We start from the raw sequence: 19,853 nt of genomic DNA, 5'->3' as shown, positions 1-19,853 counted from the left end.
ATGGACTACAACACAATCATTAGTAGTATTGAAGAGAATATAGCAACCATTACTATTAATCGCCCTACCAAATTAAATGCCCTTAACAAAGAAACTATTTCTGAGCTTCATGAAGCGTTCAAATCTTTAGATAAAAATCCTCAAGTACGCGTTATCATTCTTACTGGAAGTGGTGAAAAAGCTTTTGTTGCTGGAGCAGATATTTCAGAATTTGCAGATTTCTCGGCAGAACAAGGCGCAACACTTGCCGCTCACGGTCAAGAGATTTTATTTGATTTTGTACAAAACCTATCCAAACCTGTGATTGCAGCAGTCAATGGTTTTGCCCTTGGTGGCGGACTAGAGTTAGCGATGGCATGCCACATACGTGTAGCCTCAGACAATGCAAAAATGGGATTACCCGAAGTTACCTTGGGTTTAATTCCTGGATACGGAGGGACACAACGCTTGCCACAATTGGTAGGAAAAGGCCGCGCGATGGAGATGATCCTTACCGCTGGAATGATTACCGCTGAAGAAGCACTAAATATTGGATTGGTAAATCATGTGGTAGCACAAACTGAACTACTCTCTTTTTGCGAAAGTATTGCTTTAAAAATAGTAAAAAATGCTCCTCTTGCCATCAGCAAAGCCATTCATGCTATTAATGCAAATTATAGAGATGGCGAAAATGGTTTTGATACCGAAATTAAGTATTTCGGACAATCCTTTGGAACTAAAGATTTTAAAGAAGGAAGTGCTGCTTTTTTAGAAAAAAGAAAAGCACAATTTACTGGCGAATAATTTAAATTACAAAAATAACATTATGTCATTCAACCCATTATTTGCAGAGTTTTGGAACAAAGTAACTGAAAGTATTCACGACGGAACCTATGCAAAACTAACTTTGGCAAAAACCATTGGCGATACCGAACTAAAAAATATTTACGTTCGACCTGTTCTTGAAGGAGAAATAGGGTTCAAAATGTCGGTCATAGCACGCTATAAAACAGAAGAAATCGAAAGCTTACATACTCTTGAAGATACTTTTGCTGTTTTGGCACCGTATATGAACAATCCGTTTTTGAAGGCGTTATTGTTTACAACTGAAAACGACTTAACCTTTAAACTCAACAAAAAAAGAGTAGGAACAATTGTAGAACAAGCACCAACATTCAAAAATGCTTCAGATGTCGTTATCGAAATGAAAGAGAAAGGAATTATATAATTTCTTCTTATTTTCGAAAATAATAAAAAACAATAACCAACCTCACTAAAAACCCTTCAAGTGTCAATAGAAAAATCAGCATTCGGAATCACTCCCAAAGGAGAACAAGTAGATCGTTATAAATTACAAAACAAAAACGGAATGGCTGTAGAAATCATCACTTATGGTGGTATCATCAGCTCTGTTAAGGTCCCCAATAAAGGAGGTGTATTTGAAGATGTTGTCATTGGTTTTGATTCATTCGAACCTTACACCCAGGATCCACATTATTTTGGTGCCTTGATTGGACGCTTTGGAAACCGCATTGCCAATGCAACATTTGCTATTGATGGTCATGTATATCAACTCGATGCCAACAATGGCCCAAATGCTTTGCACGGTGGTCCAGAAGGATTTCACAAAGCCGTTTGGACAGTTGTATCTGCAACAAAAGAGGAAGAAGGCACTGTTTTGAAGCTAAAATACTTTAGCAAACACATGGAAGAAGGTTTTCCTGGAAATTTAACTGTTTTTGTAACCTACACTTTGACGGAAGAAAATGCACTCGAAGTAGCCTATGAAGCAACTACAGATCAAACTACAATTATAAATCTAACGCAACATACGTATTTTAATTTGTCAGCTGATTTTTCTAAACCAATTTTGGATCACGAAATAACTATTGATGCCGATACTTTTGTAGCTATTGATGAAACAGCTATTCCAATAGGAACTTTGGAAGATGTTAGCAATACTCCTTTCGACTTTAGAACATCAAAAACAATAGCGGCTGAAATAGATGCAGAACATGACCAAATACAAAAAGGTGCTGGTTATGACCACTGCTGGGTTTTGAACCACCAAGACAAAGGGTTTCGCGTGGTTGCGTCGGCATATGATCACACAAGCGGACGTAAACTCGTACTTACTACTACAGAACCCGGTATGCAACTTTATACAGGAAACTACATTAACGGAGAAATGCCTAGTAGAGATGGAAAAACATATAATCGTAGAAGCGGATTTTGCTTTGAAACACAACATTATCCCGATTCTCCAAACCAACCATCGTTTCCAACCACTTTATTAAAGGTGGGAGAAACATTTAAAAGCAAAACATCATTTGCTTTTTCTACCTTATAAAAAATAAATAAGCCCGCTAGTGATAGCGGGCTTATTTATTTTTATACAAATACATTTACTAATTATTACAATTCTCCCTCCCACTCGGCATAGAACTGAGCTAGAAAACCTTCCATGTAACGATGTCTCTCGGCAGCAATGGCCGTACCCGAGGCTGTATTCATAGTATCTTTTAAAAGCAATAATTTTTCGTAAAAATGATTTAAAGTTGGTGCAGTACTTTTTTTATACTCCTCTTTGCTCATGTTCATATTTGGATCAATAGCAGGGTCGTACATGGCTCTGTTTTTAAATCCTCCATAATTGAACGCTCTTGCGATTCCGATGGCACCAAGAGCATCCAAACGATCAGCATCTTGAACAACATCCAATTCTTTCGAACTAAAATCTTTTTTAAAATTTCCGCCTTTGAACGAAATATTATTAATGATGTTCACTACATGTTCGATAGTTGGTTCTGGAACTTCTTGCGATTCTAGAAATAATCTCGCAATTTTTGGACCTATGGTTTCATCACCACCCGTAAATTTACTGTCTGCAATATCGTGCAACAAAGCACCTAACTTGACAACAACTAGATCACAATCAACATCGTTGGCAATTAATAGTGCATTTTTGTACACCCTTTCGATATGAAACCAATCGTGACCACCTTCGGCATTTTCTAATTTTTCTTTTACGAAAGCAATCGTGTTTGGTACTAAATCCTTTTGAGTCATTATCAATTTATTTTACAGAAAAAGTGTTGAGATTAAAAGTATTTCAACTTCAAAAATCAACACTTTTTATTAGAATTCTATTTATAAGTCTTTCGAATAAAAAAGACTAAAAAGCCATTTATAATCTAGCTGGCTCTACCCATTTAAAAATGTGAGATTCAGCAGGAATTACGATTCTCTCTGAAATTTTAGCCATTCTTCCTGGCAATTTCATCAAGTAATCACGTGCTTTTTCAGCCTCATCCGTCAATCCACCAATTTTATCTATCTCCCATTTCACGATCAATTTTTGCATGATATCTACGTAGTCGTTTGCGGTATAAACCCCAATACGTTGTGCAGAATCTGAAAATTGCTCAAAAGCAGAACCAATTTTTTGACCTGACTCTCTCAAAAAATGAGCTGGCATAACAATCTTAGCTTTCATCATGTATTGAAAAGCCAACATCATCTCGCTAGGATCCACCTTGAAGATTTCACTAACAAAATGGCTGTAAGCATGGTGGTGACGCATCTCGTCTCCAGCAATCATTTTACACATTTTGGCTAACTTTTTGTCACCATAACCTTTTGCAAGTTGTGATACTCTGTTGTGAGAAACATAAGTAGCTAGTTCTTGAAAACTAGTGTACACAAAGTTCTTATAAGGATCTCTACCGGTACCGATATCAAATCCGTCGTTAATTAAGTGTTGTGTAGTCATCTCTACCTCGCGCATGTTCACACGACCTGAAAGATAAATATACTTGTTCAACAAATCACCATGACGATTTTCTTCACCAGTCCATTGGCGTACCCATTTGGCCCAGCTATTACGTTCTAAGTTATCTACCCCTTCTACTTCCATCAACCAGTTTTCATAGGTTGGCAAAGCTTCTTCAGTGATCATATCTCCTACCATAGCAACCCAAAAGTCATACGGTAAATCTTTTGAGATTTCACGTAACTCTTTTACCTCTTCAAGAAAGTTATCACTTTCTGGATTGGGTAAAAAATCAGATGGCTGCCAAATTTCTTCAACAGGAATTAGATATTGGTCAACAAAACTGTCAACTCTTTTTTCTAAAAACTGCATCACTTCTAATCTAATATTCTTTATTGACATTTTATACTATTTTAAAATTGTATTTCCTTTACTACTGCGTTTTCTGTTTTCTCCATAATTTCTTCAAAAGTATATTCGCTTACTTTTAATGGCGTATGAATAGTGAAACGCAAACTATTGCCTAAACCTACCGGAAAAAAACCAAAACGAACCATTTTCCAAGAGTTATTAATCGTAATAGGCACCACATAGGCAGATGGTGCGTGCTTGCATAATATTTTTAAACCACTTTGAGCAAATTCTTTAGGTTTCCCAGTTTTGCTTCTTGTTCCTTCAGGAAAAATTACCGCCGTACGATTGTTTTTTTCAATGTAATGAGAAAGTTCTTTAATAATAGGGATTGCCTGCTTTGGATCTTTTCGATCTATAAGCACAGAACCACCGTGTCTTAAATTAAATGAAACACTTGGGATACCCGATCCTAATTCTTTCTTACTGACAAATTTACAATGAAAACGTCTCAAAAACCAAATCATTGCTATAATATCGTACATACTTTGATGATTTGCGACAAAAATCAAGGGTACTCCATCAGGAATTCGCTCTTTATTCTCTATTGTATACGTAGTTCCCACTAAGTTAGTACATTTTAATAGAAAAAAGTTCAAATAATCAACACTTATTTTATGAGCATTATACCCAAAAAAGCGAAAACATATCCATTGGATAGGATGAAATATTAGTAATACAAGTCCAAATAATAAGTAATAAATTACCGAAATGGGATAGGATAGTATCTTTTGCATGCTTCAAAAATTAGCTGCAAAAGTAACAAATAAATTTTTAGCGGTATTTAATTCCTAAACAATATTAGATTTACGCTTTAATTGTACCTTTGCTTGCTCAAATAGTAGCTTTTTTTCAACAACACCATGAACTTTAATTACCCCAAAGCGGCCAAACTTAAAAGTAAAATCAAAATCGGATTATTGTTTTCTGATGGTAAATCTGTGTCCAAATATCCGTTGCGATTGGTTTATTTTGCTGGTGCAGTTGGTGAGGATCAAACTACGCAAATAGGTGTATCAGTATCCAAACGAAATTTCAAAAAAGCTGTTGACCGCAATTACTTTAAAAGATTAGTACGAGAAACGTATCGTCTCAACAAGCATTTACTGTTGGACAACCTTGACCAACCCTACTCTTTCATGTTATTTTATCAAACCAAAGACCGTTTGTCGTTTGAAGAAATAAACACCAAAACGATTCAATTGTTTGAGAAATTTTTGTTAGAAATAAAAAAGGCCGAATAACAATCCTTTTTTCGTATTTTTAACGCTCCCTATTCCTATAATCAAAACGAAGAAGATGAAATCCCTTTTCCAGAAAAAAGTAATCATTCCCGTAGTTGCCGCTGCATTTTTATTTGTTGGTACTAGTTTCAAAGACAATTTTTTTGAAATTGCAAAACAAATAGAAATCTTCACAACACTATTCAAGGAGCTAAACACCAATTATGTTGACGAAACCAATCCTGGTGATTTGATGGACAAAGCAATCAAATCCATGTTGGCAAGTTTAGATCCCTATACCGTTTATTTTAACGAAAAGGATGTTCTTCGTTTCAAAATTAACAACACAGGCGAGTATACTGGCATAGGCGCAATGATTACCCGTAGAGATGGGAAATTAATTATTAGAGAAGTGTACAAGAACTTTCCGGCTGACAAAGCAGGATTAAAGGCCGGTGACGAGATATTTAAGATTGGAGACGTACTATTAAGCGATTTTAAAGATGACGCTTCACAACTACTCAAAGGTGCCAAAAACACCAAAGTTGACATACAATACATTCGACAAGGAAAAACAACCGGCGGACAAATAGTACTTGACGAGGTAGAAATAAAATCGGTTCCTTATTTTGCAAAAATTGATGATAAGACTGGTTATATCGTTTTGGCTCATTTTAATAAAAAAGCCTCTAACGAAACCAAAGAGGCCTTAATCGAATTAAAAAAGCAAGGAGCAGAACGAATTGTTTTAGACCTAAGAGGCAATCCAGGTGGCTTACTGAATGAAGCTGTTAATATTTGCAACTTATTTGTACCCAAAAACGAAATTATCGTTACTACAAAATCAAAAATAGACAAATACAATAACACATACAAAACTGGTTTTGAACCCGTAGATACCGCAATCCCATTAGTAATTATTGTAAACGGACGCAGTGCCTCAGCCTCAGAAATTGTTTCGGGCGCTTTGCAAGATTTGGACAGAGCCGTTATTGTGGGGAGTCGCAGTTTTGGGAAAGGATTAGTGCAACGTCCTGTAGATTTGACCTACAACACCCAACTTAAGGTCACCATCTCACGCTACTACACGCCGTCAGGCCGATGCATACAAGCGCTTGACTACGCACACAAGGACGTAAAAGGCGTAGCTACACGTACCGAAGAGAAAAACTATAACGCTTTTAAAACTCGAAAAGGAAGAACGGTCTACGATGGTGGTGGTATCTTGCCCGATGTAGAACTAGCAGACACCAAAACAAGTGCCATTGCCGAAGCTTTACAAAAAAACGAAGCTATCTTTAACTACGCAACCACATACTACTTTAAAAATCCAAATTTGGGCGCACAAGCCACCTCCTTTTCAGATGCAAATTATCAAGATTTTAAAAGTTATTTGAAGTCGCAAAAAATTGCCCTGGACACACAAACAGAGCTGTCCTTGAAAAATACAATGGCAATTGCCAAAAAAGAAAACATTGACGCTGCCATTCAAACTGAATACGAACAATTGCTTAGAACCATTCAAAAAACAGAAGAAGAGCTATTGGACAAAAACAAGGTCGAAATCAAAAACCTGCTTTTGGACGAGATCATAAAGAGATACCAATATCAAGAAGGTCTTTATCTTTATTATTTAAAAAACAGTGCTGAGATTCAAAAATCAGTGGCAATACTTAATAATACGGCGGAATATCAAAAAATTCTAAAACAATAAATGGCAAAATTCTATATCATATTGTTTCTATCTGCCGCAACACTTCTTTCTGGACAAGGAAAAAAGGTAGAGACAGTTTATTTCAAATTTGATAAATATGATATAGATCGTGAACAAGCATTGATTATACTTGATTTTGTAAAAGCAACTGACAGCTCAAAGATAGAATCCATACAAATTTATGGTTATTGTGATGACCGTGGCACCAATGATTACAACTATAAACTCTCTCAAAAGAGGGTAGAAACCGTTCAAAACATTTTGACTACAAACGGTTTTAGTAAAAATAAAATCCTAATTATCGAAGGCAAAGGGCGCGTCTTAATCAGTAAAGATACCGTTGAAGACCTAAAGAAAACCAGATCTGAAAATCGCCGAGTTGATTTATTGATTGTGCCTAAAAACAGTTTTGGTAAAGGTATTTATTCTTCCTTACAAGAGCAACACCAAGTGGGTGATCGCATTTACCTTGAAAACATCTTATTTGAATTGGGTAGTAGCAAACTCACCAAATCTTCCATCAAAGAATTGGATAAGATCGTTCTCACATTAGATAAAAACAAAAAGCTAGAGTTTGAGATTCGAGGTCACGTATGTTGCACACCCAGCAGCTTTAAAGATGCCTATGATCGAGAAACAAACGAACGAAAACTATCTATAAACAGAGCTAAAACAGTTTTTAAATATCTAATTTCTAAACGTATTAATAGTTTACGAATGTCTTACAAAGGAGTAGGCAACCAATTTCCACTAGGCCAAGGAGACGAAATGGACCGAAGAGTAGAATTCTTGATTACTAAAATTTAATTTCGCCTTTTAATAATCGAAACCGATTTAATTATGGCTTCAAGTTCGTGCATGACGTCTCTTTTTTCTTTCGAAGGAGAATAGCAAAAACCCTCTAATACCAAGGCTCGACTGTATTCGTCATCAATAATTAAATAGTTGATAAATGGTCCCGTCATGAAGTCATTTTTAAGCTCCCAAGTACCTCTCATTTCATAAGCTGTCTTTCCGGCTAGTCTGATTTTGAAAAAGTAAGGTGAGTACGCTTCTTCAGTAATCATATCTGTATCAGGTTCTTTGCCATGTATGTACAGCTTACCAATCGAGTCGCGCATACTAATGATGTTGGTAATCATATTGTTCTTGTTCACAACATCGTACAAAGGCACTTGATAAATTAATAAACTACTACTACCACTTACAATTTCTTTTTTTAACCATAAAAAACTATGTTCATGCAACATGTATTTGTAGTCTGCAGGAATGTTAATGTCGATATGAAACTTATTTTCAATGATTTTAGGGTTGATAACTTCCTTCCCAATCTCTTTTTGACTTTCTTCAATTTCAGTTTGACGAATCGTAGCGACTATTGACGGACTTTGTTTTTCGAGGATAGACAAAATATCAGCAGCAGTTCTACCCGAAATATGAAACACATTTTGAGGAGATGCATATTGATCGGTGATGATTTCAAATTTATTAACATCTTCCTTTTTAACCACAATAATATTGCGGCTATCGGTTATAAATCCTTCTAGTAATTTGGATGAATATTGGTTGATATTAAAGAGTGGTTCTTCTTGCGGTAGGCCAAGTACCGGCGAAGCAAATTTATTTCGAATACTATCCCCTATTTCGCCGTTCCATAATTGATCGTCTACGACAACAGAGATGCTATTGATTTTTCCCGTAGTGGTTCGGATGGGCGCGACTTCTTCGTTTTTACACGAAAATAACGTAATGGAAAGTAGTAGAAATAAAAAATGGGCCTTATTCATAATTGTCTAATTATAATAAAACCCAAATTTATATAAGATTATTGTATTTATCCGTTTATTTTCAATTTCATTCCAGGTTTAATACCTTCATTGCTAATATCGTTCCATTTTTTCAAGTCGGCGATGGTTACACCAGACTTTCTAGCTATGCTATATAATGTATCACCAGCTTGTACAAAATAATCTTTAGCTGCTTTGTTTGCAAAACTATCTGTTTTTTTGAATGAATTCACGCTAGCATAATTAGTTGTAATAGCAGGTTCATTTTTGGCAACAATCAATGCTTTACCCAAAGTAACAGCATTTGACGACAATCTATTCCATTGCTTCAACTCCGTTAATGAAGTACCAAATTTCTTTGCAATTGTACCAAGGTTATCCCCTTTTTGCACCACGTATTGAATGTTTTTCAAAATTACTGGCGCAGTAACAACTGCTACCTCTTCAACAGGTGTTGCAGTATTGATTTTTAATTTTGCACCCAAAGCTAGTGTAGAAGTACTTAAATCATTCCAAGCAGTCAAATCGGCTACAGATACATTATGTGTTCTAGCAATAGAGTTTAGATTTTCACCCTTTTGAACGATATGAAAACGAGCTTCTTCAGTAGTAGCTTCCTCTTCATTGGACGCTATTTCAGATTTTGTATCTGCTACAGCACTTTTTTGAACCGCAACAGCTGTTGTAATAGTTTTGCGTGGAGTTGCTTTTACTGCAGTATCAGCTACACCTATTTTCAAATTATCTCCATAAGCAATATTACTATTGTTCAAGTTATTCCATTTCATGATAGCCTCTACACTTACATCATACTTACTAGCAATTGCGTTCAGGTTGTCCCCTTGCTTCACTTTGTAATATTGAGTATTTGATGCATTGAGTTTTAAGGTATCCGAATCTATAACCGACTTTAAAGCAATCGATCTAGTATTTTGAAAAACCCCATTTTTATAATCAGCCTCATGTTGTACATAGGCATAGATTTTATCTTCGTTTGAGGTAAAGATTGCAATCTTATCTTTTGGAAGTTTCAAAAAGTGTGCTGCATCACTGTATACCGGAATCGTGTTCAACTTATATGACGGATTCAATAATTCCAATTGCGCTACGGGCATATCCAATAAATCAGAAATTTGTTTGAAAGACATTTCCTTTTTGATCATCACCGTATCTGTTGCAAAATGTTGCAAGATGGCACGGTTTGGTTTTATACCATGTTCTTTATGGTACTCATATATATACATCGTCGCTAAAAAAGCAGGCACATAACCTTGCGTTTCTTTTGGTAAGTAATTACGAATATCCCAAAAACTTTGTTTTCCACCAGAACGACGGATCGCTTTGGTTACATTTCCTGGTCCAGAGTTATAAGATGCTAGCACCAATTCCCAATCGCCAAAAATAGCATGCATGTTGCTCATGTATTGTGCCGCTGCTTGCGTAGCCTTGTATGGGTCACTGCGCTCGTCTACGTAAGAGTCAATTTTTAGGTCATATTGTTTACCGGTTTGGTACATGAATTGCCACAAACCTGTAGCTCCCATTTTCGAAACTGCTTTTGGATTTAAGGCTGATTCTACAATCGCTAGATATTTAATTTCTAAGGGTACGTTATTTTTAGCAAAAGTCTCTTCGAATAAAGGGAAGTAATATTCAGAAACTGCCATTAAGCGTTCATATGATTTTCTGCGGTATTTTAAGAAAGACTTGATGACGTTTTCGAGATTTTCATTGTATTGAATTCTAAAAGGAGATTTTGCATTCATGGCCTCCAACCGCGATTTTAGTAATTCAGTAGGCAACTCATAATCTACTTTTATGCTTGAATCAATTGAGGCGATATCAGTCGTCATCTCATCATAAAGATCCATGTCATCTAGTTCTTTCAACCAAAGATTGTCCACACAGGCAGCCAAATCGTCTTTTACAAATGAATTCTTTATAGAATCCAAGTAGGTCACTTTTTTTTCTAAACCAACAATTCCTTTGCTCTCAGCAACTTCTTGCGAAAACAAAGGAATCGATAGTAATAATGAAAGTGATATTGTGATATATTTTCTAGTCATATTCTGCAGGTTAATATGCTTGTTGATAACTTGTTAAGAAATTAGCAAATACAAACATACTACCTATTAACTGATAAAAACTAAAAATATTGTTAAATATATTTTTTTTAGTCTAAAATTGCTGCAATACCAGGTAGCACCTTACCTTCAAGCATTTCTAGCATCGCTCCACCACCGGTAGAAACGTAACTCATTTTGTCTTCAAAACCGAATTGTTTTACGGCTGCAACAGAGTCTCCACCACCAACAAGTGAGAAAGCACCGTTTGCTGTTGAAGCAGCAATATATTCACCCAATGCAATTGTTCCTTTTGCAAACGATTCCATTTCGAAAACTCCTAATGGACCATTCCAAAGAATTGTTTTACATTCCATGATTACTTTTTCAAAGTTTGCCAAAGATTGTGGACCTGCATCAAGACCTTCCCATCCATCAGGAATTTCTCTTACGTCAACGATTTGAGTGTTTGCTGTATTTGAGAAATCATCTGCAGCAACTACATCAACTGGAATATGAATTTGAACTCCTTTTTCTTTCGCTAAACGCAAAATTTCCAAAGCCAATTCCATTTTGTCATCTTCACAAATAGAGTTTCCTACTTTTCCTCCTAGCGCTTTCACGAAAGTAAAAGTCATTCCACCACCAAGAATCATGTGATCCACTTTGTCCAAAATGTTTTCGATAACTGTAATTTTCGAAGAAACTTTCGATCCTCCAAGAATTGCTAATACTGGTCTTTGGCTATTGTTTAATACTTTATCAATGCTTTCGATTTCTTTAGCCAATAAAGTTCCGAAGCATTTTGCTGTTGGAAAAAACTGAGCGATAATCGTAGTCGATGCATGAGCTCTGTGAGCAGTACCAAATGCATCGTTTACATAAATATCTCCTAATGAAGCCAATTCTTTAGCAAAAGCAACATCTCCAGCTTCTTCTTCAGCATGAAAACGTAAATTCTCTAGTAATAAAACCTCTCCTGGTTGCAAAGCGGCAGCAGCAGTTGTAGCTTCTTCACCTATGCAGTTAGCAGCAAATTTTACTGGTACCCCAAGAATTTCAGAAGTTGATTTTAAAATGTGTTTCAAAGAATATTTATCCTCTGCACCTTTTGGTCTACCTAAGTGAGACATCAAAATAACGCTTCCACCTTGTGCCAAAATAGCATCGATAGTAGGTTTTGCAGATACGATACGTGTAGTATCTGTGATGTTGAAATTTTCGTCCAAAGGCACGTTGAAATCAACACGAATTATTGCTTTTTTATTTTTAAAATCAAAGTCGTTTAAAGTCTTCATTAGATTTGTTTTAAGTTTATTAATTCAAAGAGCAACAAATATAGAACTTTTCGACTAGTATAATATTTCATTATTCTAAAAAAAAGCCCTTTTCTAGAACGAAAACGATGTAATTCGTATTATTTTTTTATGAATAGCCTCCCTAATTTATGAATTATACAAAATAGCGATTAAATGTTTTTTAATTCAGAACTCCAAAACCATCAAAAGCGCACATTAAACTTTGTTTCTCAAAGTTTTTGACTATCCCATTTTCTGCTATCTTTGCTTTATGCTATTTTCACATATATTAGGACAAGAACACATCAAGAACCACCTCACACAGAGCGCTAGTTCAGGACGCATTCCGCATGCGCAACTATTTGTAGGCCCAGAAGGGAGCGGAACATTGATCACCGCTATAGCCTATGCACAGTACATTTTGTGTCAAAATCAAGATGGTGAGAACACCGGCGAAAACACTGCCTGCAACCTAAAATTTGACAAAATAGCCCATCCCGATTTGCATTTTGTATATCCTACAGTAACCACAGACGAGGTCAAAGCAAAACCAAAAAGCATTGACTTTATTGTCGATTGGCGCAAATTTATACTCGATCAACCTTATGGAGGCTTGTTTGATTGGTACGAAATTCTTGGTGTCAAAAACAAACAAGGAGAGATACGTGTAGATGATGCCCAAGAGATTTTAAAATCATTAGCCTTAAAATCTTACGAAGGCGGATACAAAATCATGATTGTCTGGATGGCCGATAAATTGAATACAGCCGCATCCAATAAATTATTGAAGCTGCTGGAAGAACCACCCGAGAAAACAATCTTTTTACTGATCACAGAAAACGAAGAGGATATTATCCAAACCATACGTTCTCGTTGTCAAATACTACATTTTAATGGATTAAGCCAGTCTGTAATAGCAGAAGCATTAGTCGCACAAGAGCAAGTTGAGGAAAAACTAGCCATGAAGCTAGCGCACCAAGCGCAAGGAAACTTCAATAAAGCACTGCATTTGTTGCATGATGATAGCGAAGAACATCCTTTTGAGGAGTGGTTTGTCACGTGGGTGCGTGCTGCTTTTCAAGCAAAAAAAGATGCTTCGGCAATTCATGACCTCATCACATGGAGCGAAAAAATTGCTGCATTGGGTAGAGAGAGTCAAAAAAAATTCTTAGATTTTTGTATCGAAATATTTCGTCAAGCCTTGATGCTCAATTACGAAGCACCAAGCTTAGTCTATTTCGAACCAAAAGTTCCTAAGTTTCAATTAGCAAAATTTGCTCCTTTTGTAAACGGAAACAATATTGGCGAAATTTATGAAGAGATCAGTCAAGCCATGTATCATATTGAACGCAATGGAAATGCCAAAATAATTTTGACCGATTTGTCTATAAAACTAACCCGACTCATTCATAAAAAATAACCACCATGAATAACCCAGCTTCGTTATTAATTCTTATCTTTTTCGGAATAACCTATTTGCAATCCAGCTACGAAAAACTTTTTTACTGGAAAGACAATCTCGCCTGGTTGCAAGAACATTTTGCCGAAACAATGATCAAAAACTACGTTAAGCCCTCTTTGGTACTTTTAATCGTCATGGAACTCATTACGACTATTTTGTGCTTTGTAGGTTGTATCGAATTGGTAATCAGTGACGGTAGAGTATTTGGTTATTACGGTGCAGTACTTTCTGCAGTAACCCTACTCATTATGTTAGTCGGTCAACGATTGGCACGAGATTATGATGGTGCCCGCAATATTGTGATCTACTTCATTCCTGCTGTTATGGCCGTTTATTGGCTTAATTAATAATTTATAAAAACATAAACTTGTCTCTTTTGAACAAGTATTTTTTCAATACCACAATATGAATCCAAAATCACCTTCAGAATCTTTAACAGTCCTAACCGATTTGGTACTACCAAGCGAAACCAACCACATCAATAACCTTTTTGGAGGCGAACTTTTGTCCCGCATGGACCGCGCAGCAAGTATATCTGCACAACGTCACTCACGCAACATAGCCGTAACCGCCTCTGTAAATCACGTTGCCTTTACCAAAGCTATATTGTTAGGTAGTGTTGTTACCATAGAAGCCAAAGTTTCAAGAGCCTTTAATAGTTCAATGGAAGTTTACATTGATGTTTGGGTAGAAGACCGTAACTCTGGCGAAAAAACCAAAGCTAACGAAGCAATCTACACTTTTGTAGCTGTAAACGAAGTAGGGAAACCAGTGATCGTTCCAGCCATAATTCCCGAAACCGAATTGGAGCAAGAGCGTTTTGACGGAGCACTTAGACGCAAACAGTTAAGTTTATTATTAGCCGGAAAAATGAAAGCACATGATGCAACCGAGTTAAAAGCGTTGTTTGTATAGACTATTCTAAATAATTAAAATTTGGGCGTGACCCGTAAAATCCCGAAGCTTCGGGACGGGTCGGGCTTTTCACTATATCTTTATGGTTTGCTGTCGCAACCACAAAGGATGCAGCTACAATCCCTCACGCAAAATCCTGCTCGAATCATATAGATTAAACAAACGATTTAAGAATATTGCAACAGAAATAAATTTTAAAAAAAAAGACAAAATTTATTCTTAAAACTGAATTTTTAGACCAAAAAAAGAAGTATTTTTACGGAACTTTAGATACAAATAAAAACCAAATTGACATTACAATCACCCTTATTGTCAGTTTATTAGAGTGCAAAAACAACACAAATTAATGAAAGAAAAGGTAAAAGAGACGATGAGTTCAGAGAAAGAAGCCAAATTAAAAGCGTTGCAATTAACGCTTGATAAATTAGACAAAACCTACGGAAAAGGTACGGTGATGAAGATGGGGGACAAAGCAATTGTGGAAGTCGAAACCATTTCTTCAGGTTCTTTGGGTATCGATTTAGCCTTAGGAGTAGGCGGTTACCCAAGAGGTCGTATCATTGAAATTTATGGTCCAGAATCTTCTGGTAAAACAACTTTGACACTTCACGCGATTGCTGAAGCTCAAAAAGCAGGCGGAATCGCTGCTTTTATTGATGCTGAGCACGCTTTTGATAGAGGATATGCAGAAAAATTAGGCGTTGATATTGAGAATTTAATCATCTCACAACCTGATAACGGGGAGCAAGCCCTTGAAATTGCCGAGAACTTAATTCGTTCTGGAGCAATTGATATCGTGGTTATTGACTCGGTTGCTGCTTTGACACCAAAGAGTGAGATTGAAGGTGAAATGGGAGATTCAAAAATGGGATTACATGCTCGTTTGATGTCTCAAGCTTTACGTAAATTAACAGGAACAATTAGTAAAACAAACTGTACTGTTTTCTTCATCAACCAGTTGAGAGAGAAAATTGGAGTAATGTTTGGAAATCCAGAAACAACTACGGGTGGTAATGCCTTGAAGTTTTATGCTTCGGTACGTTTGGATATTCGTCGTTCGACTCAAATTAAAGATGGCGACAACGTTCTTGGAAACAGAACGAAAGTTAAAATCGTAAAAAATAAAGTTGCACCACCTTTCAAAACGGCAGAATTTGATATTATGTACGGTGAAGGAGTTTCAAAAACAGGTGAAATTTTAGACTTAGCAGTTGAATTCGAAATCGTGAAAAAAGCGGGATCATGGTTCAGCTACGGAGACACCAAATTGGGTCAAGGTCGTGATGCTGTGAAAAGCTTAATCAAAGACAATCCTGAATTGGCGGATGAACTAGAAGAAAAAATCAAAACAAGAATCAAAGAATTAGCAAACGAAAGTTAAGCCTTCGTTTTAAAGTGTACTATAAATGCCCGAATTCACGTTCGGGCATTTTTTTTGACTATTACATCAACATGCTACAAGTCAAATAAGCAGAGACTTAAGTAAAGGTTGAAATTTAATGTCGTATTTTGTTCCAAAATTAGTCAGGACAAAATTTAATTTTTATTTGAGATTTTCCAAATGATTTATGTAAGTAAAATCAATGATGTAAAAAATGCAGATATTGTACAGTACGAAGATATGGCTAATAAATATGTAAATGCTATTGCATCAGCATTAGAAGAATTTCAACCTGGGATACCACTTGCAGCGAGTAGAAGCCGTCAACAAACATATAATGATTTAGCTTGCATAGGTTTAAGTGGCATTCCTATTTTTAAAACAACATTTCCAATAGGTAACCCGAACAGAGAGAGAATTTTAAATAGAACCGCTTGTGAACAAAATAAAACAGTAATTGGGGCAGGCACTCCAAATGAACAAAGTCCAGTTGGTAACCCTTGTAATTAAAAACATAATAATCATGAAAAATTCAATTTTATTATTATCTGTTGTCACATTTGTTGCTTGTTCATCCAAAAAAGATATTATAGAAAACAAAGAAATTCAGTTATTAACACAATTAAAACCAATAATTGACACCTTAGATCGAGAGGAAAGCAACATTGTAAATGATTTTTTAGATTTCGAATTAGCCTCTGAAAGATATAAAAATTACAAAAATTATGAGATTATATTAATCGAAGAGGCTGGTAATGTCATTGAAAACTTATTGGTTTATGAATATGCCTATAAAGATTTCCATAGTTATGGAAATAAGGCAACTGCCGATGATAATGAAAGGCTTGGATGGATTCTTGATACGATACAAATTAAAGAATTAAAGAATACATATAAGGATAAAAATGAGTGTCATTGGACAAGTTCTGACATAAGAAACTTTAAAGTTACTATAATGAAAAATGACACTCTAAGAAATATTATAAATACAAGAAAGTATATAAATTTACCCGAAAAACTTATTTTACATGTCACAAAACCATTGATACTAAATAGTGATACTGCTTTTATTTCTTTTAGATTAAGGCTTTTAGGTGTTTTTCATTCAATTAATAACTATACCGCATTAATGAAAAAAGTTAATGGCAAATGGCAAATTCGAGCTGATTATTCGGATGGGAGTGTTGAATAATAAACAATTATACTTTTAAATAAAATGACAACTACCAATACAAGGAATTGATTATTAATCTATTACTCAAAATATGAAAAAAATTATACTTGTTTTTATGTTTTTAACATTTCATTTATGTAGTTCACAAAATGTTTATGTCAAAATATCTGATTACAACAAAAAGGTTGATGGCAAAAATTATGCGACTTTTAAATTTGTTAATTCAAGCTATAGTTCTGGGCGCCCTTTCGTAACTATGGTGGTAAATAAAAATTTGATTGTCGAGTATGAAAATAAAATTTCTAAAGCATACCATCATAAGCAAGAATATACCGATGTATATCTAATTGGAATTGAAAACTTTAATTATAGTAATATCTCGGATATTGACAAAAAAATTATCGCTATTTCATTAGATGACATAATAGAATTTCGAAAATATTTTGGCCTACCCATCGAAGAAGATACAAAACATATTAGTTCATCAATTATATATATTAAAAATGAGATGGATTTTTGTAAAGTATTTGGATGTGAAAATTAATTCATCCTACAACATATGGTATTTTAAAAATAGTAAGGTGGTAACGCCTTGAAGTTTTATGCTTCGGTTCGTTTGGATATCCGTCGTTCTACTCAAATTAAAGATGGTGACAACGTTTTGGGAAACAGAACGAAAGTTAAAATCGTAAAAAATAAAGTTGCACCACCTTTCAAGACGGCAGAATTTGATATTATACCAATACTATTTATCAAACAGTCCTATTGTCAGTTCGAGCGCAGTCGAGAACCACTATTGCATCTCGACTGCGCTCGATGAGACAAAAATTAGATTGAATTATATTTTACTTGTGTTTGTTATTATGTACGGTGAAGGAGTTTCTAAAACTGGTGAAATCATGGACTTAGCAGTTGCATTCGAAATCGTGAAAAAAGCGGGATCATGGTTCAGTTACGGAGATACCAAATTGGGTCAAGGTCGTGATGCTGTGAAAAGCTTAATCAAAGACAATCCTGAATTGGCGGATGAATTAGAAGAAAAAATCTCAAGAAGGCATATGATAGACAACACCAGAATAACCGCTAGAATTGGAGCAGAACAAAATCAAGAATATAATGCAATTGGAAAACAGTGCAATTAAATAAAATGGGATACCTATTATTTCATTTTAGTCAAATTCGACAATAATTATAGCCATTCTGATGAGAACATAACAATTAAATATATAATAAATGAAACATACAAATTTTATAATCATTATTGCAATCCTTATGGCAGGTTGTGCATCTAGATCTAACAAAAGTATAGTTGTATCTAGTAATCCAATCAGTAAAATTAATGACACACTCAGAGAAAAACATGAAGTAGTCAGTGATTTTTTAGAAACAAAAATTAAAGATCGTTCTAAAAAAATTATGATTCATAGCAAAAAAATCAATACTAATATGACCTTAAAGATTCTTAGGCTAAATGATATTTATGTTTTGGATTCAATTGACAGCAAAAAAACTTATGAAGATAAAACATTTTATAAAGAAGCAGAGTGGGAAATAGCAAGAAAAAAATATAGCAAAAACTCGGTAACAGAAATAGAAAATGCTACATTTAGAGGAGGAGAATGTTGCTGGGTTGCAGAAAATTTTAATTATAAAAATTTCATTTTTGAAGAATTAGATTTTGGAACACCAGCTTATGAAAAAAAGCACTTTTTTGGTTTAAATGAGTATGGGTATAAGTTCGAAGATTTTTATATTTCGGAGCCTATATATTATCAAAACAAGGATTATCTCATTTTTACTTTTTCCCATGGAAATGTATTTCCAACTTATGAAATTTCTACAAGAATTATAATTTATAAAAAGAAAAATGGAAAATGGGTTCAAACACATGTAGGTGTGCCTAATTGGATTAGTTAAATTAGATTTAGCTGTTGAGTTTGAAATCATCAAAAAAGCAGGTTCTTGGTTCAGTTACGGTGAAACCAAATTAGACCAAGGTCGTGATGCTGTAAAAGGTCTGATAAAAGACAATCCGGAATTAGCCGATGAATTAGAAGAAAAAATTAAAGCTAGAATTAAAGAATTGGCAAACGAAAGTTAGTCTTTTGTTTTAATAATTACAATCAATGCCCGAATTCACGTTCGGGCATTTTTTTTATCTTTATAACTATTATTTTCAAAAAAGCACGCAACCTTTTATTGATGCTGCACTCTTCAAGGTATAAAAGATTTTAGTAACCTTAAAAATTTATAAAAATGAAAAAAATCTTATTACTACTCGTTTTGGTTAGCAGTATCATTAGTTGTACAACCGACAATGGACCAACAGATACTTACACTTTTCATGCGTTACCTGTAGACAGTTATGTGTTACCCACTGTTTTGAAATTAGGTAAAACAGATACTATCAAACTAAAATATCAAAAACCTACTTCTTGCCACATATATCAAGGAATTGTTTACAATAAAGAAGATAAAACCAGAACAATTGCGGTACAAACGGCAGTAAAAGATAATGAAGTTTGCACTACTGAAGTACCACCGTTGTCTGATTTATCTTTTACTTTTTTGCCAACCGAACTAGGTTCGTATATCTTTAAATTTTATAAAGGCAAAAATACCGACGGAACTAATAAATTTGAAAGTGTCGAAATCCAAGTAACAGAATAACAAA

21 protein-coding genes and 3 pseudogenes are annotated in these 19,853 nt (G+C 35.0%); 18 read left to right on the top strand and 6 right to left on the bottom strand.

What is annotated here, in order from left to right; all coding sequences use genetic code 11:
* From FFWV33_RS04795 to FFWV33_RS04785, 3 genes are read left to right on the top strand one after another with little or no spacing between them, the layout of a single operon-like run.
* Entirely contained in the window at window positions 1–783 is a 783-nt protein-coding gene (locus tag FFWV33_RS04795; protein ID WP_108739859.1) for an enoyl-CoA hydratase/isomerase family protein, read from the top strand.
* A gap of 22 nt (window positions 784–805) precedes the next feature.
* The gene (locus FFWV33_RS04790; protein ID WP_108739858.1) at window positions 806–1,207 is read left to right on the top strand and encodes a hypothetical protein; all 402 of its coding nucleotides are present in this window, start codon (window positions 806–808) and stop codon (window positions 1,205–1,207) included.
* Window positions 1,208–1,267: 60 nt separating this feature from the next.
* Entirely contained in the window at window positions 1,268–2,329 is a 1,062-nt protein-coding gene (locus tag FFWV33_RS04785) for an aldose epimerase family protein (RefSeq protein WP_245891657.1), read from the top strand.
* Window positions 2,330–2,394: 65 nt separating this feature from the next.
* On the opposite strand, the gene FFWV33_RS04780 is transcribed toward FFWV33_RS04785, so the two are convergent.
* The 3 genes from FFWV33_RS04780 to FFWV33_RS04770 all read right to left on the bottom strand — a co-directional run bounded on the left by FFWV33_RS04780 (window position 2,395) and on the right by FFWV33_RS04770 (window position 4,899).
* Window positions 2,395–3,048: an HD domain-containing protein gene (locus FFWV33_RS04780; protein WP_108739857.1), complete on the bottom strand. Its 654-nt coding sequence runs from the start codon at window positions 3,046–3,048 to the stop codon at window positions 2,395–2,397.
* Between the two features lie 118 nt (window positions 3,049–3,166).
* Complete coding sequence (locus tag FFWV33_RS04775; protein WP_108739856.1) at window positions 3,167–4,153, bottom strand: acyl-ACP desaturase; 987 nt, start codon at window positions 4,151–4,153, stop codon at window positions 3,167–3,169.
* 11 nt (window positions 4,154–4,164) lie between these two features.
* A complete protein-coding gene (locus tag FFWV33_RS04770) occupies window positions 4,165–4,899 on the bottom strand; it encodes a lysophospholipid acyltransferase family protein (protein ID WP_108739855.1) in 735 nt (244 codons plus the stop codon).
* A 126-nt stretch (window positions 4,900–5,025) separates the two neighbouring features.
* On the opposite strand from FFWV33_RS04770, the gene rnpA reads away from it, so the two are divergent.
* From rnpA to FFWV33_RS04755, 3 genes are read left to right on the top strand one after another with little or no spacing between them, the layout of a single operon-like run.
* Complete coding sequence (gene rnpA / locus FFWV33_RS04765; RefSeq protein WP_108739854.1) at window positions 5,026–5,406, top strand: ribonuclease P protein component; 381 nt, start codon at window positions 5,026–5,028, stop codon at window positions 5,404–5,406.
* Window positions 5,407–5,461: 55 nt separating this feature from the next.
* Window positions 5,462–7,099, top strand: coding sequence for a S41 family peptidase (locus FFWV33_RS04760; protein WP_108739853.1), 1,638 nt, complete (start codon window positions 5,462–5,464; stop codon window positions 7,097–7,099).
* Window positions 7,100–7,906, top strand: coding sequence for an OmpA family protein (locus FFWV33_RS04755; RefSeq protein WP_108739852.1), 807 nt, complete (start codon window positions 7,100–7,102; stop codon window positions 7,904–7,906). It begins immediately after the preceding gene.
* Here the strand turns inward: FFWV33_RS04755 and FFWV33_RS04750 are convergent.
* The 3 genes from FFWV33_RS04750 to FFWV33_RS04740 all read right to left on the bottom strand — a co-directional run bounded on the left by FFWV33_RS04750 (window position 7,903) and on the right by FFWV33_RS04740 (window position 12,247).
* Window positions 7,903–8,886, bottom strand: coding sequence for a DUF4837 family protein (locus tag FFWV33_RS04750; RefSeq protein ID WP_108739851.1), 984 nt, complete (start codon window positions 8,884–8,886; stop codon window positions 7,903–7,905). The two genes, FFWV33_RS04755 and FFWV33_RS04750, sit on opposite strands and share 4 nt — an antisense overlap.
* Before the next feature lie 47 nt (window positions 8,887–8,933).
* Window positions 8,934–10,952, bottom strand: coding sequence for a LysM peptidoglycan-binding domain-containing protein (locus tag FFWV33_RS04745; protein WP_108739850.1), 2,019 nt, complete (start codon window positions 10,950–10,952; stop codon window positions 8,934–8,936).
* A gap of 107 nt (window positions 10,953–11,059) precedes the next feature.
* Window positions 11,060–12,247 (bottom strand): phosphoglycerate kinase, encoded by a 1,188-nt coding sequence (locus tag FFWV33_RS04740; RefSeq protein ID WP_108739849.1) that lies wholly within the window; start codon window positions 12,245–12,247, stop codon window positions 11,060–11,062.
* A 271-nt stretch (window positions 12,248–12,518) separates the two neighbouring features.
* Between FFWV33_RS04740 and FFWV33_RS04735 the strand changes: the two genes are divergently transcribed.
* The 12 genes and pseudogenes from FFWV33_RS04735 (at window position 12,519) to FFWV33_RS04680 (ending at window position 19,849) form a co-directional block, all read left to right on the top strand.
* Entirely contained in the window at window positions 12,519–13,667 is a 1,149-nt protein-coding gene (locus FFWV33_RS04735) for a DNA polymerase III subunit (RefSeq protein WP_108739848.1), read from the top strand.
* A 5-nt stretch (window positions 13,668–13,672) separates the two neighbouring features.
* On the top strand, window positions 13,673–14,056 hold the full coding sequence (locus FFWV33_RS04730) for a DoxX family protein (RefSeq protein WP_108739847.1): 384 nt from the start codon (window positions 13,673–13,675) through the stop codon (window positions 14,054–14,056).
* 58 nt (window positions 14,057–14,114) lie between these two features.
* A complete protein-coding gene (locus FFWV33_RS04725) occupies window positions 14,115–14,624 on the top strand; it encodes an acyl-CoA thioesterase (RefSeq protein ID WP_108739846.1) in 510 nt (169 codons plus the stop codon).
* Window positions 14,625–14,994: 370 nt separating this feature from the next.
* Entirely contained in the window at window positions 14,995–16,005 is a 1,011-nt protein-coding gene (gene recA / locus FFWV33_RS04720) for a recombinase RecA (RefSeq protein WP_108742455.1), read from the top strand.
* 180 nt (window positions 16,006–16,185) lie between these two features.
* A complete protein-coding gene (locus FFWV33_RS04715; RefSeq protein ID WP_108739845.1) occupies window positions 16,186–16,515 on the top strand; it encodes a hypothetical protein in 330 nt (109 codons plus the stop codon).
* Window positions 16,516–16,528: 13 nt separating this feature from the next.
* The gene (locus tag FFWV33_RS04710; protein ID WP_108739844.1) at window positions 16,529–17,197 is read left to right on the top strand and encodes a hypothetical protein; all 669 of its coding nucleotides are present in this window, start codon (window positions 16,529–16,531) and stop codon (window positions 17,195–17,197) included.
* 73 nt (window positions 17,198–17,270) lie between these two features.
* Window positions 17,271–17,723 (top strand): hypothetical protein, encoded by a 453-nt coding sequence (locus FFWV33_RS04705; protein WP_108739843.1) that lies wholly within the window; start codon window positions 17,271–17,273, stop codon window positions 17,721–17,723.
* A 36-nt stretch (window positions 17,724–17,759) separates the two neighbouring features.
* Window positions 17,760–17,912, top strand: a pseudogene (locus tag FFWV33_RS04700) (recombinase RecA); the annotation flags it as partial.
* A gap of 127 nt (window positions 17,913–18,039) precedes the next feature.
* Window positions 18,040–18,225: pseudogene (locus FFWV33_RS04695) on the top strand (recombinase RecA); the annotation flags it as partial.
* A gap of 187 nt (window positions 18,226–18,412) precedes the next feature.
* Window positions 18,413–19,096, top strand: a complete 684-nt coding sequence (locus FFWV33_RS04690) for a hypothetical protein (RefSeq protein ID WP_159085975.1) — start codon at window positions 18,413–18,415, stop codon at window positions 19,094–19,096.
* 1 nt (window position 19,097) lies between these two features.
* Window positions 19,098–19,280: pseudogene (locus FFWV33_RS04685) on the top strand (recombinase RecA); the annotation flags it as partial.
* 155 nt (window positions 19,281–19,435) lie between these two features.
* Window positions 19,436–19,849 carry a hypothetical protein gene (locus FFWV33_RS04680; RefSeq protein ID WP_108739841.1) on the top strand — a complete coding sequence of 138 codons (414 nt, stop codon included), beginning with the start codon at window positions 19,436–19,438 and terminating at the stop codon, window positions 19,847–19,849.
* The last annotated feature ends 4 nt before the right edge of the window (window positions 19,850–19,853 follow it).

The sequence above is a fragment of the Flavobacterium faecale genome (assembly GCF_003076455.1).
In the GTDB taxonomy this organism is placed as follows: domain Bacteria; phylum Bacteroidota; class Bacteroidia; order Flavobacteriales; family Flavobacteriaceae; genus Flavobacterium; species Flavobacterium faecale.
Note: the sequence above shows the minus strand (reverse complement) of the source record. Positions and strands in the feature narration are given on the sequence as shown.